Genomic DNA, 17499 nt, shown 5'->3' on the forward strand with positions numbered 1-17499 from the left:
ACCGTTTCTCAGAAGAATAAATATGAATTTACGACGCATAGTTTTGGGGTGCCTCCAATGCCTGTTTGTTGGTGCGGCAAATGCCCAATGGGTGGATATTACTGACGAATTTCTGCAGAATGCAGGATTTGACAATAATAGTACGACAGGGTGGACATGGACCAGTGATGCCAGTTCGCAGAAAGCGGATTATGACTGTATGGAGTTCTGGAACGGAACGTTCGACTTCAAACAGCAGATTGACGGTCTTCCTGTAGGAAAATATCGCCTTTCTGTGCAAGCTTTCTATAGGACAGGTAGCAGGGAGCAGGCTTATGCAGACTATGCCGGCAACACGGCCGAAGTGACCACCGTGCTGTATGCAGGAAACAAGGAAACCGCAATAGCCAATATCTTCAGTTATGACTTTGGCGAGCAGGTGAGTGGTTGCTGGAGTTATTCTCCAAACGGATGGATGGACCCGCATTATTATTTCCCGGACAATATGTACTCGGCATCGGTGGCCTTCGGTAATGGTGCCTACTGGAATTCCCTTGAATTTGAATCGGACGGCAATCCCCTGACCATAGGAATGAAAAATGCCACATGGATCAACTCCAACTGGTGTATCTTTGATAATTTCCAATTGGAATATTTCGGTACTCCGGTAAAGGTGAGCTCTCTTTCGCTGACAGTAGGCAAAACCGAACTGTTGGTGGGCGAGACCATTCAGTGTACTGCTGAGGTTCTGCCAGCCAATGCACTGATAAAGCGACTGACGTGGACATCGGGCAATGAGAGTGTGGCGACGGTGGATGCCAACGGACTGATAACGGCCGTAGGAGTGGGAACTGCCAGCGTGAAGGCTGCAACCAACGACGGGTCGGGAATCTATAAAACTGTTGAGGTTAAAGTGAACGACAGTCAGGTGAGTAGTAATACGCTGGTTATCAATGAAATAATGGTATCGAATGTGGATGAGTTTGTAAGCCCTGCCTACAACTTTGACGGATGGGTGGAGTTCTACAATCCCACCACAAAGAGTGTTTCGCTGGCTGGCCTGTACCTGAGTGACGATGGCGAGAATCTGAAGAAATGGCGCATGCCGGCCAAGGTGGGCATCATTCCAATGAAGGGACGTAAGGTGGTGTGGTTCGACAGCAATAATATCTATGCACAGAATGCACCGTTCAAACTGGATGTAGATGGAGGAACTCTCTATGTGACCAACTCAAAGGGCGAACTGCTGACCAGTATGACCTATCCGGCAGGAATAGAGCGTGTGAGCTATGCTCGCACTACCGACGGGGGAAACACTTGGGGATTTACGGGACAGCCCACCTTGGGCACACCCAATGATCAGACGACCTATGCGTCTGTGCAATTGGACGCACCGCAGATAGACCAGCCCTCGAGGCTGTTCACTGGAGTATTCACGGCTACGGCCACCATTCCTGCCGGTGCGACGCTCCGCTATACACTCGACGGATCGCTGCCCACGCTCACTAATGGCTATACCTCAGCAGACGGAATCTTTCAGATTTCATCTACCACCAGTCTCCGACTGCGCCTTTTTGCCGACGGGAAACTGCCTTCAACGGTGACCACCCGTTCCTATATCCTGAACGATTATGACTATCCGTTGCCAGTGGTATCGGTGATAGGCGACAGTGCCCATTTCTACAGTGACGAGATGGGAGTGATGGTTCAAGGCACCAACGGTATTCCCGGACACGGCGATCCCAATCCTTGGAACACCTTTATGGACTGGCAGCGACCTGTGAATTTCTCGTATATGGAGAATGGTGAGATGGTGTTCAATCAGGACGTGAACCTTGAGATGTGTGGCGGATGGAGCAGAAAATGGACTCCTAAGGCCTTTAAATTGAAAGGAAACAAGGAGTTCGGCGGGTCGAAGAATCTGCTGTATCCTTTCTTCCAGCAAAAACCCTATATCAGGAACAGGACACTGCAGATACGCAATGGTGGCAATGACAATACCTGTCGTTTCCGTGATCCTGCTCTTCAGATGATTGCGCTATCAACGGGCATCAATCTCGACATGCAGAGCTATCGGCCTATACACGAGTTTGTAAATGGTAAGTATATGGGTGTGCTCAACATGCGTGAGGCCAACAACAAGGACTATGTGTATGCCAACTATGGATGGGATGACGACGAGATAGACCTGTTTGAAATGGATCCCGACTCAGGCTACGTGCAGAAATGCGGTACTGCCGACAGCTTTAACGAACTGGTGGAACTATCGGAAGATGCCGCCAACGATGAAACCTATGAAGAGATTCGCCGACTGCTCGATGTGGATGCCTATGCCAACTATATGGCGTTGCAGTTCTATCTGAGAAACTGGGACTGGCCGCAGAACAATGTGAAGGGATTCCGCTATAAGGATGGAGGAAAGTTCCGCTTTACGGTTTTCGACCTTGACGGTGTGTTCAGTGTCAACGATGCCATCAATCAGTTCATGTGGAAAGAGTGGTACACCTTCGACCAACTGTATCCCACCTCATTGGGGCGTAGGTCAGACTATATCCGCTTTGTGACGCTGTTCAAGAACATGCTGAACAACACCACCTTCCGCAGACAGTTTGTGGATGCCTACTGCATGATGGGCGGCAGCGTATATGAGGAGAACAGGGCGGGGGAGATTATCAACGAGATGGCCAGTTTCGTTGAACCCGCCATGCAGATACAGCGCTGGGAGTCGCCCTGGAAAACAGCCAACCAGCTGATGGACAATCTGAGTAGTCGCAGGTCGTCTATTCTCTCAGATGTGGTAAACTATGCCCCGATGGACCTCTCGGCCTCTGACGCTTATTATACCGTTCTCTCAAGCAATGTGAAAGATGCGCAGATACTGGTGAATGGAACCAAAGTGCCTACCGGTCAGTTCGTCGGCTATCTCTTCCATCCGGCCAAACTCACGGCCGTAGCTCCCGCAGGCTATGTGTTCCAGGGATGGGCCACTTCAACCACCAACGGACAGGTGATAAAAGAAAGAGCCAGCCAGTGGAGCTACTACGACCAGGGATCGCTCGACGACAAGAGCTGGACCTCTGTCAACTATAGTGAAAGCGGATGGGGGAAAGGCCTTGCCCCGCTGGGCTATAACAACCCTAACGTGCTGATTAATACCTCGGTGGACTATTTCACTCAGAAATATACTTTCTATTTCCGTACCTCAATAAACCTTTCTGACAAACCGGCTGCGGGCACTGAATTCTGGCTCGACTATCTGGCCGACGACGGCTTTGTGGTCTATGTGAACGGTGTGGAAGCAGGAAGATATAACATGCCTGAGGGAAACATCAACTACTACACTTTTGCCAATCACTATGCTCACAACAATCCCGACGAGGGCTCAATGCTGCTTTCGGCCGATTTGTTCCGCAAGGGCAAGAATGTGATAGCCGTAGAGGTGCACAACGAGTCGCTGCGCTCTTCAGACATACTGTGGGAAGCCAGTCTGCGTATGCTTACAAATTCAGCTTCCGGACAGAACTACTACTCTACAGAGCCAACCATCAGTCTGCCGCAAGGCGGGGCAACACTGGTGGCCACCTATCGCCCCATGACTCAGCAGGAACTGGCAGAAGAGAAGGTGACACCCGTTCGCATCAATGAGGTAAGCGGTTCTAACAGCATCTTCATCAATGAATATGCCAAGAAGAACGACTGGGTGGAACTGTACAACACTACCGATCAAGATATTGATGTGGAAGGGATGTACCTCACAGACAATCTTGATCAGCCCACCAAGTGTAAGATAACCAAAGGAAACACCCAGGCTAATACGGTGATTCCGGCTCATGGCTATCTGCTGGTGTGGTGTGACAAGTTGGAAACAACCGATCAGGCCTTGCATGCCACCTTCAAGATTGACGGCGATGGCGGCTATTTGGCACTGACAGCAGCAGACCGTAGTTGGACCGACCAGCTGAAATACGGCGCTCATGACGGAAACAGTACTGTCGGAAGATATCCTGACGGAGGACAGACCGTCTATACCTTTGATGTGCCCACCATCGCTTCGGCAAATGTGATGAGCACCTATGCTACAGAGTTTGACGAGAATGGCAATGTGTCAGGTGGCATAGCTTCAGAGATTGCTGCAGCCGGAACCTTCCGCGTTCGCTATGGTGCCCAGCAACTTTATGTGAAGAGTGAAGACGGAAAGCAGGTCGTTGTGGATATCTACACCACCGACGGGCGACTGGTAGAGCAACTCTCACAGACACTCCGTCACGGCAGTGCCGTTGTCAGCGTGGCCCATCTGCCCGCAGGCTTCTACGTGGCTCGTGTTTCCGACGAGCAAGGCAACAGAGTGGGATGTAAGTTTATGAAATAACCGTTTAATAAGTTGTAACAGCTATTTAGATTATATTAAGGGTAGTCGCTTCGTGAATATATATATTAATGTGTAATTTTGCAGGTTCAAAATCAACACAGAATTATTTTCATGAGGCGATTACTCTTTTTTCTATTATTATCATTCTCATTATTTAATGCAATAGCCCAAGAAAACCGTGGCAGCCTGAACATCAGCGGACAACTGGTTGATGCTGACGAGAAGGAGCCATTGGTGCAAGCCACGGTGCAGTTGTTCTGGGCAAAGGACAGTACCTTTGTGGGCGGAACAGTGACCGATGTGCGTGGCAACTTCTCGGTACAGGCACCATCCAATGGTATCTATAAGCTTCGTGTTTCATCCATAGGTTTTCAAACCATTGAGCGTGAGGTGACGATTCGCCGCAACCAAGACCAACAGTTGGGCCGACTGATGATGAATCCTGAATCGGTGGTACTGAAAGAGGCCGTGGTGACTGGGCGTGCTGCACAGGTGGTGGTGCGTAAGGATACTCTTGTATATAATCCCGAGGCCTACCGGGCACCCGAAGGTTCGGCAGTAGAAGAACTGATAAAGCGTATGCCGGGGGCTGATGTGGATGAAGAGGGTAATATCACCATCAACGGAAAGGCTGTGAAAAAGATTCTCCTCGACGGAAAGGAATTTATGCTGGGCGATACGGAGACAGCCTTGAAGAACCTGCCCATCTCGATTATTCAGAATGTGAAGTTCTATGATCAGCAGAGTGACCAGGCACGTATCACAGGCATAGAGGACGGCAATAAGGAAACGGTGCTGGACTTTACCATTAAGCGTGGAATGAACCGTGGATATATGACCAATATGGACTTGGCGAAAGGTACTTCCGACCGTTATGCTTCACGCATCATGGGGAGCAGCTTTACTGACAAGACTCGATTGGTGATAATGGGAAATGCCAACAACAAGGAGGAGAATGCAGGCTGGTGGAACCGTCGCGGACTGAATGCCAATAAGATGGTTGGTACGAACTTCAATTATGACGATGGAAAGAAACTGAAGAGTGATTTCAGTATTCGTTGGAATCATCGTGACGGTGATAACTGGAATCAGAATGCAAGCGAGAATTTCTATAGTGCCGACTATCGTACTTTCTCGAATAGTCGTTCGGTAAATTACACAAGGAGTAATAGCTGGAATGGTAATCTGCGAGTGGAATGGAAACCCGATACACTGACCAATGTGTTGCTGCGTGCTAACGGAAGTATGAACTCAAATGATGGAACGAATACACAATTAGCCGCCACATTTACAGACGATCCCTATCTGTATGCTGCCGATCCTTTAGCCGCATCGGCATTATTGGCACCATACATGGTGAATAGGAATGAGCAGAACGGTATGAACTATGGCGAGAATAAAAACGGGTGGGGTATGTTGCAGCTATACCGACGTTTGAATCCCAAAGGCAGGAATATCACCTTGCGTGTGGAAGGTAGTGTAGGTGACGGTAAACAGAAGAGTGTGTCTAACAACGATGTCTATCTGTATAAAAAGAAAACATACGACGGGCAGGACTCTGTCTATTTTACCTCACGCTACAATACTACTCCTTCCGACAACTGGGGCTATGTGGTGAGTGCATCCTATAGTGAACCGGTGTGGAAAGGTGGTCATCTGCAGGCCAGCTATGAACTGAGGTATAATCAGAATAAGAGTCATCGCCAGACATTTGATTTCAGTAAGCTGCAACAGAATGCGTTTTCAGGGATAGTTCCACGGTATCGCGACTTTGACAGCTGGATAGGTGATGATTCTCAATTCGCTGGTTTAGGACTGCCAATAGATTCTTTCCTCAACCGTTCGCTAAGTCGCTACTCAGAGTATAAGAACTATACCCACAATATCCGTCTGACGCTTCGTCATTGGCAAGAGAATCTGGACTATAATCTGGGTGTCCTGATACAGCCGCAGCAGTCTAACTTTATTCAGGACTATCGGGGGCGCTATGTTGACACGGTGCGTACGGTGGTGAACCTGACACCTACTATTGACTTCCATTTTAAGTTCAGCGACCAGGAGAATATTTGGGTGCACTATCGTGGAGATACCCGTCAGCCTGATATGACGCAATTGCTCGATATTAGAGACGACTCCAATCCACTTTATATTACCGAAGGAAATCCTGGATTGAAACCGCAGTTCACAAACTCGCTGAATGTGTATTATAATCATTATATCGTAAAGCATAAGCGTAGTGTTGTGCTCTATGGAAACTATCGCCATATTCGCAATTCTATTTCTAACAAGGTGACTTATGATGCCGAGACCGGTGGTAGTGTTTCGCGACCAGAGAATATCAATGGCAACTGGAATGCCGATGGTGGCTTTACGTTCAATACTGCACTGGACTCCGCAGCCCATTGGAATATAGGTGCCGACAGCAGAGTGCGTTATAATCACTATATGAGTTACGTTGCGCAGCAGGAATCTGATTCAAAGAAGAATACTACACGCAGCACCAACCTCAGTGAACGTCTGAATGGTAGCTATCGTAACGACTGGCTGGAACTGATGATTGACGGTAATGTGAACTATCAGCATACAAGAAACGAGCTTCAGCCCACTGCAAATCTTGATACATGGCAGTTCAGCTATGGTGGTCAGGTGTTGTTGCGCCTGCCTTATGGGGTAGAGTTGAGCTCGAACCTTCACGAAAATAGTCGCCGAGGCTATAACGATCCCTCTATGAATACAAATGAGTTGATTTGGAATGGTCAGGTGTCGAAGGCGTTCCTGAAAAGCAAAACGCTAATAGTTGCTTTGAATTTCTATGATCTGCTTGGGCAGCAGAGCAACTATGAGCGTTGGGTGAGTGCCACAGGGCGTAGCGATACTCAATACAACAGTGTAAATAGCTATGCGATGCTCCATGTGCGTTATCGCCTGAATATGTTTGGCGGAAAAGTTGACACAGAAGGACGATACGACAAGAAATGGGGAAACCGTGATCGCCGTGGATGGTAGAAGAGTGAAAAAATACAGCTGCAACACAAAACGTTCTGTGTTGCAGCTGTATTTTTTTTATTGATAGATTACTTCGTGTCTGTAATCGTATTATCAATTACTCAGCATAAGTGATAGTCACTGTCTTCGGACGGAACTGTGAGCCACCGCTATTTGTTGACCATTCATTGACAATGGTCATCGTCTTACCGGTTACACTGGCATAGAGCTCATCATTACCAACGTTGGCACCCTGATAATTATCACATTCAATCACCACCTTGGCAATAGTCTTGAAACCTTCAATACCCATTACGTTCTTAGCATAGAGACGCATACCCTTTGTGGCATCATAATACTTAGGAGCATTCTTACCGTCACCCTGGGAGAAGGTAATCTTTGTGCCATCCGTAAGAGTAAGCTCTGTTACTTCCTGAGCGTTGCTCCAGCCCTGCTCGCCTAAGTTGACGGTGATGGAATTAGAAGATGGAGTTGCATCATTATAGGTAAGGGTCATCGTAGTACCGCTAATTTCCTTGGTAACATTGGTCTGTGTGCCAGGACCAGGAGTAGGATCGTCACCACCGCCGGCACCAGGAGTCAGCGAAACAAGGTAGGACTTGTTCTGAACGGTCTCAGGGGTATTGCCTTTGTAGTTGACAACCTTACCGCAAACAACCACTTCATCTCCAACCTTCAACAGGTCGCCCTGAGTATATTTCTCGTTATTCAGATAAAGGGTACGGAAGCAGTAGAACTCATTGCTGGTGGTTCCGTCTTCTGAAATATAGAAGGTGGCATTGCCGTATTGGTCGGCTACATAGTTGAACTTGATCTGTGACACCTTTCCTTTGATATAGATATCCTTATCTGACTCCTGATCGGCAGGAAGGGCAGAGGTGTAGTTAATGGCTGCCATGGGATTGAAGGGATCTGCAGCAGTACCTGTTCCCTTGGGTTCAGCGGGCTGGGGCGTATCGCCACCTGTTACGCCATTCAAAGAATAGAGGTATGCCTTGCCAGTAACAGTTTCTGGGGTGTTGCCCTTGAAATTAGTAACCTTTCCGCATACAATTACCTCATCGCCTTCAGCCAGTAAATCGCCACTGGTATATTTCTTGTTGCCAAGATAAAGGGCACGGTAGATGGTGAATGTGGTCGTTGCTGATGTGCCATCATCGGAAATGCTGAATGTGGCATTACCATAATTGGTGCTGTACTGCTCAGTGATCTTTGCTACCTTACCCTTGATGTAAACATTCTTGGGAGATTCAGCATCACCAACTTCCTCAGCATATTTAATAGCTGCTACAGCATTGAAAGGATTCTCCAATGTACCATCGCCTGAAGGTTCGCCTTCAGGGTCATCGGAAGGAAGAATCTCACCGCCGCGGTTCACACCATTCAGCTCATAGACAAAGCCTTCGCCCTGATTGGTCTCAATAGTACCATTATAGTTGGTAATCTTTGCACAGATAATCACATTGTCGCCTACTGCAACAGGCGTATCGCCAGAAGCAAATTTTTTGTTGCCAAGGTAGTTCACACGGTAAACATAAAACTCATTGCCATGACCGCCATCGGTTGAGATATAGAAAGTTCCATTGCCATAGCTGTTGTTCTCAAATCGGTCTTTCTCGGCAGGAGCCAGCTTTGATACGACACCTTTTATATACATATAGTTCTTAGAGGTCTCGCCAATGGCAAGCTTGCTGCCGAAGTTAAGGGCAGCGATCGTATTGAACGGAACGGCAAAGGTGCCTTCACCTTCACCACCAGGAATTTCTACTGCTCCTGGAACATTGCTTCCTGTGCCAGGTACATCGTAAGGACTGGGCACATCTTCGCAGGCAGTGAATGCAGTGACCATCAGCGCCACAAGCATCAGTTTGCTAAATAGGTTCTTCATATTATTATATTTTTTGTTTTTTTTCTTATTGACTATTTACTTCCTAAAAAAGTGTTCTGATAACTTCTTAGAATAAATGTTCTGATAACTTCCTATAGAAAGTGTTCTGATAAGTAGAATATTATTCAAGAATTTCAATATCGCTCTCCTTACGGATGAGAATCTGCCAGGTGTCATTGCTACCGCTCACGTAGCGGGTGGCAATTCCAGTGATGTTGCATTTCAAAGCCTTACCCGTTTCTGGGTCGAATGGAAGTTTCTTTGCTGCAAACTTGGCGTAGGTACTGGTATGGATAACCACGTCGGCAATAGAGTATTCGTTGAGGCCTCTGTTGACGCAGCCACCATACAGTTTGACAGTTTTGTCAGTGAGAGTGTCGGGGGCAAAAGTGCCTAAACCTGCTACTGGAGCAAAAGAGACATTCTTCAAGGTGACAAGCTTGCCGCAGTTCTCGTTCTTGTCCATGTTGACATCGAAGTCAATAGGGGCAATCGCTTTAGGGTCAATATTGCCGGTGTACTTGAAATGCTGCATGAACAGGTCTTTGTTCATTCGGCCGATTGAACTGCCATTATAAGGCTGACCAATCTCGGGCTGTTTGCGATAGCCACCGATGTAGAGGTCCTTTAAGCCAATGACGATTTCCTGCCCTTCGGCCAGATAACCATGAATACCACTCTGGTTCACAGCTACGATGATAGCTCCTGTTTCATCCTGCAAGGCAAACTGCTTGTAGAGGTTTGAGCCAATATCGTTGCCTGTCACACGGCCTTTGATCTTTATGTCTTCCTCAATTTTCGTGTTCTTGTCGTTGTCTGCAAAAATATCGGGATATTTTGCCTTCAGTTGAGCAATGGTGATGATGTTCTCATCATTGATGCTGTTGTTGCCATAAGGTACCACATTGGGATCGTCCCAATCGCCCTGACAAGCAGTCATGCATATAGCAACAAAGGCCATTGATAAATATTTAAATGCTTTCATAACGGTGTCTGATGTTTAGAAATAGTAGTTAATCATGAACATGCCGTTAATGCCATTGGCATAGAACTTATAAGGGCTGTTCTGGAATGAGTAGGTGCGGATACTCTCACCATTTTCATCCACATCGGTACGGCTCTGTTCGCGTCCGCCTGTCACGAGCTTCGTGTTGTTCAGGATATTGGTGAGCATCAGATTGAAACCGATGCGGCGTCCATGACGTAGGAAGAAACTCTTGCCGATAGAGGCATCGAGCATAAATCCGCCTTTTCCCTTTGCCTGATCAGGCAGGTTGTACATCACCTCATTGCCATCGTTGTCGTAGGTCACACTCTGGTGGCTCTTATAACGGGTAACAGGCGTGTAGTAAAGGTAGATACGGTCGTAGTAGTTGCCGATGAGGTCGATGAACCAACCGCTGGTATGGATACTCAGATCCAGACTGGCTGCTGAGAGTGGTGTACATCCTTCGCGCATACCTTTATTCAGCACTACATCGTCATAGGTCTTGCCATCTTCCGAAAGCATATAGGTCACGTTGGCGTTGTTTACGTATTGTGCATCGCTGATGGTACCCAAGGCTTTGAGATTCAGCCATTCAGTCATCTTGAAATTCAAGCCTAATTCCAATCCATAGTATTCTTTTTCAATACCGTTCAGAGATACATAGGTAAAGGAGTGACGGTCATCCATATAGTACATGGACTGCTCGGTAACATCATACAGGTGGCTATAGAAGGCATTCAGGTTAGCCTGCAACCATGAGTTCTGCAAACGATAGCCAATTTCGGTTGAGAATATCTTCTCCTGTTTCAAGTCTTTTACGAAGTCGTTGTTCACTTGGGCAGCAATAAAAGCTGTGTTTGGAGCCGGAGTCTTCACCTCATAGCCAAGACCAAACAGCATGGCATTTCCCTGACCTAAGTTGACATGAGCACCAGCCTTGAAGCCTCCGTCAACGAATTTGGCTGTTCCACTCTTTCCGTACGAGTTGTTGGGAGCCAAGCCATTGCGCATCTTACCATCGCGCTGCATGGTGGTTCCACCGATACGTCCATTGAGGAACAGGTGAGTTACCTCAAAGTCTGAAGAGATGCCAGCCCAGGCTTGGGCTTTGTTCACAAGAATATTGTAGTCATAGCCGAAACGGTCGCCCTTGCCAATCTCTTGATTAGGATTGTTCAGGTCGTACTGTGCTTCAGTACTGCCTTCACCATAGTTCTTGATAACATAGGTGTTGGCATTATGGAAAGAGGTGGCTCCCAGCAGGTCGTCCATCGTCTGATAGTGCATGCCTTTGTTGGTAGAGAGTTGCACACCAGCATGGAACTTTGTGAGCTGAGAGAGCGATTTCTCCAGATGTGAAGCAAGGGAGAGTGCCAACTGGTCGTCATGATAACGCTGCAGATAGTACATAGCATCTCCGCCTTGTAGTGACACCATTCGGTTGGCAAAATACATACGATCCCAGCCAATCTGACGATTGGCTTTCGAAGCACTCAGATAATCATAGGCTGTCTGCCAATTGGCCATTGCCATATCGTCGCGATCACCATCATAGGGTGCATATACGTCGAAGAAATAGCTGGGCATGTTTGAATAATAGTCAGGAGCCGGATTGGTGCTGTTGTTGTAGTTCAATCGACTGGAACTGTACATCGAATACTTGCCCAAAAGGGTAGTGGTCAGCTTAGTGTTGTCATCGATGGTGAAATCCCATGTGAATAAGGCTGCAGGAGCGAAATCCTTTACAATACGTGAGTTACGCTTCTTGCCATCCTGATAACCCCAGGCAGGGTTGTACTGACGGTCGTTGGCAATCCAGTACATCTCGTCGGTAGCAGCAGTCTGTGTGCCGCGTTCGGTAGGATTACCCCATGTGACGAGTGACAGAGAGTGGCGGTCGTTGAGAATCTTCTCGATGCCTAAGAAATAGCTTAAAGAATTGTAGCTTGTTCCTTCTACAAATCCGGTGCCGTTACCCCAACGATAGGTGAGACTGCCTGTGAATGCCCATCCTTTCTCAGTGACACCTGTGTTGTAAGTGTACATAGCACGTGTGTTATAGTTTCTGTTGGCGCCTGCTATGGAAGCACGCTGACCGGTAGCAAAACTTGATGGGCGGAAATTGTAGTTAGACGCACCTCCCATTCCTGCCATCATAAAGTTGTTGTCCTCGAAGGGAAGGGTTGTCTCGCTGCCACGCGTCTGATTGTTCAGACCGCCAACAAACGAATAACGGAATTCGCCACGCTCAGCATCGTTTACTGGGTTACCGTTGATGTACATGTCTGTGTACTTAGAGTTAAAAGCGCGGTATTTAAACCTTGCCGGACTGAATCGGTAGCCCACCTCGCTGGCATAGACATTGCGGTTCGACGATATCACCGTGATATTTTGGGTCACGTCATCGTCTTCGCTCAACTGTGCCTCGGTGAAGGTGAAAGCCTGTTCGCTTTGCATGTCTCGTGCAAGTGAGTCCACTTCCTGAGCCATCAAAACGGGCGACAAGCTTAATGCCATCACCAGTAGTTTCAGCTTTTTGATCATAGTGTTGTATTTTATTTACGGTTAATGATATAATATTATTGCAAAGGTAGATAAAAAAGGATTATCAAGCAAATAAATATTCAATTATTTTGATTGTGTTATCAAGCAAATAATCAATTATTTTGATAGTGTTTACTGAAAAGAAATGATAGGCCTTCTGACTGCTCAGTACTTGCGGAAGTGGTAACGATAGCATGCGTTTTCAAGTACCATCTTGTCGCTATTGAGCTCTATAATGTCAAATGTCTCGTCAATATCCTGTAAACCGTAAGGCTCGAGCGTGGCAGGACTTACGATGAGGCTGTCAGAGATGTTACGGTTGTCGGCTATAGGATTGTAAAGCCGTAGCTTGCTGTCTTTATGCTCAAAACGGAATAGGACATTAAGCTGGTGTGCTTGAACATCCCTGATTTCCAAAAGGTTTACTTGTATGGCCCAGTAATAGCCGGAGTTGCGCATGTCGGTTGTTCCACCGGTTGCCAACGTGTCTTGCTGTTTCAGTTGCCAGTAACCGTCGAGGTCACCATTGTCTGAGACTTCGAAATCGCAGGCCGTCAGCATAAAGATGACTGCAAGTAAGGTATAGATATATTTGTTGTTCATGGCTTCTTGATATTAAAACGATGACTGATAGTGAACTGTATGCCAGTGTTGTTGCCTAACAGGCCACCTTGATCTAAACCGAAAGCGCCTTTGACGGCCCAACCACGGAGAGAGGATTGATTGCCAAATCTGTATTCTGCTTCAGCCAGCAGACTCATGTTGCGTTCAGGATCCATAAAAGGAATGTCGTAGGTACCCCATCCGCGTTGCCATGTGGCAAGTAAACGATAATGCAGCTGCTCAATAGGGTCGCCGCTAAGACCGAAATGCCAGGCCCAGAACCTATTGTTGGCTACTATGATTTCATGAGTTCCGTAATGCTCGTTGATTTCATTATAAAGGGGTGAACGGAAGAGGGGATTTCCCATCACCTGTCCCCAATGCTGCCAGCCGGTTTGCATGTAGTTGTTATAGTAGTTGTCACGTCCGGCAATGTGGTCTGACAGATAGTAGGTACGGTCGTGATAGATAGGGCCGCTTTGGTATTTAGTGTAAATGTATTCAACGACAATATTATTCAGCCACGACTGGTTCTTCAGTTTAAGTTCAGCACCTAACATGATGTCTTTCAGGTCATAGACAAGCCAGCGGCTATGCTTCCATTCGTTAAACTCTTCACCCTCGCCGTATCCGTCGTAATCGAGGAAGAACATCTGAGAGTGGTCGTCAAAATAGTGGTCGGCATAGAGTCCAAGGTACCACTTGTCAAAGTTCATGTTGACACGCAGTAGGTAACTGCCTAAGTGATTGCCCGATGCGTTTTCGTAGGTGCCTTCTTTCACCTCGCCGCCACTGGGTATTAACGCTTTGAACATGCCATTCAGACCATCTTGGTTCTTGATGGATATGTATTCAGGGTTATCAGGCGTTTCGGAATAGGGGTTGAGGGTATAGGTGGTTCCTCCATACTGGCAGGCCATTTCCAATCCCAGTTCCACGCTAATAGGCTTGTCTGCCTTTCCAATGTGAAGATATCCTGCTTTTGTGTGAAGCTTTGCATGTTCAGTACGCTTGTATGGTTCGGCCGTGAACTCTTTCTGCCATTTGTCGTCAGTCTGCATTCCATAGGATATGTGTCCCTTTATGCCTAACCAACCATGTGTGTAGGGAACGGTCCAATAATCGGGCAGACTAATTCGGACAGCAGGTACAGGACGCGCGTTCTTTCCCAGCGACATGGCACCACTGCTCAGTTCCTGACTTTTTAGTTCTATGGGCTGCTCCTTGCTGCCAATCGTGAGCAATCCTTTCAACCAACGCACATCGGCGTACGCCTGCTGAACTACGAATGTGCTTGTAAACCCCTTGGCTACAGCCACATCGGCACCATAGCCAATGGCCCATCGGCTGAGCGTGTCGTTCTCGTGATGGTGGAAAACGCCAGCTCTTAGATATCCGTTCGTCTTGTCGAGCGAACTGAGACCGTATTTGTTAGCGTTCAGCCAAAGAGGGGCATGGTCGCCCGACGAGGTGGTGAGCTGCGCTTCTGTTCTCACCTCCGTTTGAGCCATAATGGGGTGGGGGGCATAGAACAAAAGGATAGAATAAAGTAGTTGTTTGACAGATATCATATCAAGAGATGTAGTTTGTATAACGTTGGAAGAAATGATTGATGGCAGGGATTCTAAGAATGCCTTTCTCGAAAATAGCCACTCCGATGAGCGCTGTGGCAATACCAAGGATTACATCGATGATATAGTGGTGGCAAGAATAAACGGCGGTGAACCAAATGCCAATAGTGATCCATAGGCTTACTAAGAGTAAATGATAGGATTGCTTGGAGTAAACCACATAAATAGTCGCCACGGTCATATAGGCAGAGTGAAGCGAGGGAATAGCTGCAAAGATGTTGGAATTGTTTACATAGATACTTGTGAAAACCGGAAAGCCAACAAGTTCGTCAAACCTTCCCAATCCTGCCACATTACCAGGTGTCGTGAAATCGGGCTCAAAGCCGTACTCTATGGCATACCAAGGGGGAGCTGTAGGGTGAATATAATAGCCAATGAAGCCTACAAGATTGACAAACAGGAATGCCCAGGTGAAACGCAGGCAGTAGTCACGTTGGCCTTTGAAAAACAACCAGATAGCTATCGCAATAGGGCCAGGTACCCAACACAGGTAGAAAAGTCCGGTGACAAAATCTGCCACGGCATTATTATGTAGGTTGAAATACTCGCAAGGAATGAGTGTGCCGTTTTCGGTGGTGATGCCAAACAAGGCTTTCTCGGTTTCATAAACGCCTTGAATGTCTATTGGGTTTACTAAATAGTTAGGGTAAAGACGCATCCAGTCGTAACTCATTTCAAAAAACACGAAAGGAAGTAGTGCCATTGCCAGTTTGCGCGAAATGGGGTGGAGGAAAAACAACAAGTTGAACAGCACCACCATGAGTATCTGTGCTGGAATGAGTCCTACTACCAACCATTGAAAGAGAAGGAAGAGGATGGAGGCTGCGATGACGATGAAAGTCTCTTTTGGGGAAACCGAGTTCATTCTTCTATTCGTTTCATTTTAATGCTTTCAGCGCTATCTCAGTTCTTTATAGCAATGGAGAATACGCCAGCAGGCTGTAATATTGGCAAGAATAGCAATAAGAATCATGCCGCCAGCCATCCACCAGAGTTCTGCCGTTATTCCACTGACAATGGCTGTGACGGCTGTTACTACCACTCGTTCGGGTCGCTGCATGAACCCTACCTTGCATTCAATTCCCAGTCCTTCGGCCCTTGCCCGGACATAACTTACCATTACTGAGCCTACCATGGCAGCAAAGGTCGTAACACTCATCCAGAACCAATCGGCTTTGACGAATATCAGACAAATGCCAAATAGGGTGACAAGCTCACTATAGCGGTCGAGCGTAGAGTCCCATAGGGCGCCAAACTTTGATGAAAGATTGCCTGTACGAGCCAGTCGGCCATCCATCATATCAAATAGTCCTGCAGCTAAGATAATAAAACCTCCCCATCCGATAAGCGTATAAGGATTGCGTGCCCCATTATTCCAGCATTGGGCTGCATCAAGAAAGAACCAGAGGGCTATCAGATTGCCCACAAAGCCGGCTGCTGTAATGCCGTTGGGGGTGATGCCCATCTTCAGCATTAAATTGATGATAGGGTCTATGAGGTGATAGATAATCTTTTGTAAGTAATCACGATAATTCATATTGTTCTAAAATAGATTCTATTCTGATAGTGGAAATATATCTCACCGATACACAAAATTCCTTTGTAGTAGATAATTCCAAAATATTCCAACCATAATGGCGGTCAGAGCCTTAGCGATGATGAAGTGGTAGCCGGTATATTCCGTTAGAATATAGGTTCCAAGGGTGTTTAGACCAAGACTGCCTGTCCATACAAGCAAGTATTTTACTGAGATGGCGGTCTTTCTTGCCCCGTGGGCATCAAACACCCATCTGTAATTGATACAACAGTTAGCCACACCTCCCGTCAGGGCTCCAAGAAACGTTGCCAATACATACCATAAACCTATGGCTTCAGCCAGTATAAGGGAGGTGATGAAGTCGATCAATGTGGCTATCTGAGCCGACATTTGCGCCTTACAGAATAACCATAGCTCGTGTCTTACCCTTCCCATATATATATAATTAGGTATAGTACAATTGCCGAATAGATGCCCGCAAGGAGGTCGTCGGCCATTACCCAAAAAGCTCCTTTTCTGCGATCAAGGCTACGGATGCCCAATGGTTTAGCTATGTCGAAGAAGCGGAACAAGACCAATGCCAGGATGGCCTGTTGCCAAGTGCTTGCCAAGAGCAAGGGCGTCCATACGCCTATCATCTCATCAACCACCACCCGGCTGGGATCGTCTCCCCAATATGGTTGCAATTTGGCTGTTGCCCAAGTACCAAGAATGGTAAATAGTATGATGGCAGTCAGGGTGAACCAGAATACTGAAATCGGTGTGAATAGTAGTGTCGCTCCCATCCACATGATTGTGGCTAGTATAGCTCCTGCTGTTCCTGGTCCCCAAGGCCAGTAGCCTGCTCCAAATCCAGTTCCAATGATAGTGGCTAAAATGGGTTCCTTCTTCATTTCAATGCAAAAGTACTATTTTTGATTTAAATGATAACCGTTTGTAATAAAAAAATAATAT

The 17499-nt window shown here is 47.0% G+C and carries 11 protein-coding genes; 2 read left to right on the forward strand and 9 right to left on the reverse strand.

From position 1 onward, the window contains the following. Positions 1-22: 22 nt before the first annotated feature. Together L6475_RS04560 and L6475_RS04565 are read left to right on the forward strand one after the other, a co-directional pair. Positions 23-4348, forward strand: coding sequence for a CotH kinase family protein (locus L6475_RS04560; protein ID WP_237822931.1), 4326 nt, complete (start codon positions 23-25; stop codon positions 4346-4348). Positions 4349-4459: 111 nt separating this feature from the next. Beyond that, entirely contained in the window at positions 4460-7354 is a 2895-nt protein-coding gene (locus tag L6475_RS04565) for a TonB-dependent receptor (protein ID WP_237822934.1), read from the forward strand. A gap of 97 nt (positions 7355-7451) precedes the next feature. On the opposite strand, the gene L6475_RS04570 is transcribed toward L6475_RS04565, so the two are convergent. From L6475_RS04570 to L6475_RS04610, 9 genes are all read right to left on the reverse strand, one after another. Beyond that, positions 7452-9242, reverse strand: coding sequence for a hypothetical protein (locus L6475_RS04570; protein ID WP_237822936.1), 1791 nt, complete (start codon positions 9240-9242; stop codon positions 7452-7454). A gap of 121 nt (positions 9243-9363) precedes the next feature. Further along, positions 9364-10227 (reverse strand): DUF5689 domain-containing protein, encoded by an 864-nt coding sequence (locus L6475_RS04575; RefSeq protein WP_237822938.1) that lies wholly within the window; start codon positions 10225-10227, stop codon positions 9364-9366. A 15-nt stretch (positions 10228-10242) separates the two neighbouring features. Continuing rightward, positions 10243-12774 (reverse strand): TonB-dependent receptor, encoded by a 2532-nt coding sequence (locus L6475_RS04580; protein WP_237822940.1) that lies wholly within the window; start codon positions 12772-12774, stop codon positions 10243-10245. 165 nt (positions 12775-12939) lie between these two features. Then, positions 12940-13377: a lipocalin-like domain-containing protein gene (locus tag L6475_RS04585; protein WP_237822942.1), complete on the reverse strand. Its 438-nt coding sequence runs from the start codon at positions 13375-13377 to the stop codon at positions 12940-12942. Next, a complete protein-coding gene (locus L6475_RS04590) occupies positions 13374-14948 on the reverse strand; it encodes a capsule assembly Wzi family protein (RefSeq protein ID WP_237822945.1) in 1575 nt (524 codons plus the stop codon). The genes L6475_RS04585 and L6475_RS04590 overlap by 4 nt, the downstream gene beginning before the upstream one ends. Position 14949: 1 nt before the next feature. Beyond that, positions 14950-15873, reverse strand: a complete 924-nt coding sequence (locus L6475_RS04595) for a phosphatase PAP2 family protein (RefSeq protein WP_237822946.1) — start codon at positions 15871-15873, stop codon at positions 14950-14952. Positions 15874-15906: 33 nt separating this feature from the next. Then, entirely contained in the window at positions 15907-16545 is a 639-nt protein-coding gene (locus L6475_RS04600) for a CDP-alcohol phosphatidyltransferase family protein (protein ID WP_237822949.1), read from the reverse strand. A 42-nt stretch (positions 16546-16587) separates the two neighbouring features. Then, positions 16588-16980, reverse strand: a complete 393-nt coding sequence (locus tag L6475_RS04605) for a GtrA family protein (protein WP_237822951.1) — start codon at positions 16978-16980, stop codon at positions 16588-16590. Beyond that, the gene (locus L6475_RS04610; RefSeq protein WP_237822953.1) at positions 16968-17438 is read right to left on the reverse strand and encodes a phosphatidylglycerophosphatase A; all 471 of its coding nucleotides are present in this window, start codon (positions 17436-17438) and stop codon (positions 16968-16970) included. Before L6475_RS04610 ends, L6475_RS04605 begins: the two co-directional genes overlap by 13 nt. Positions 17439-17499 lie beyond the last annotated feature (61 nt).

Origin of the sequence: Prevotella sp. E9-3 (assembly GCF_022024015.1) — a bacterium.
Taxonomy (GTDB): Bacteria; Bacteroidota; Bacteroidia; order Bacteroidales; family Bacteroidaceae; genus Prevotella.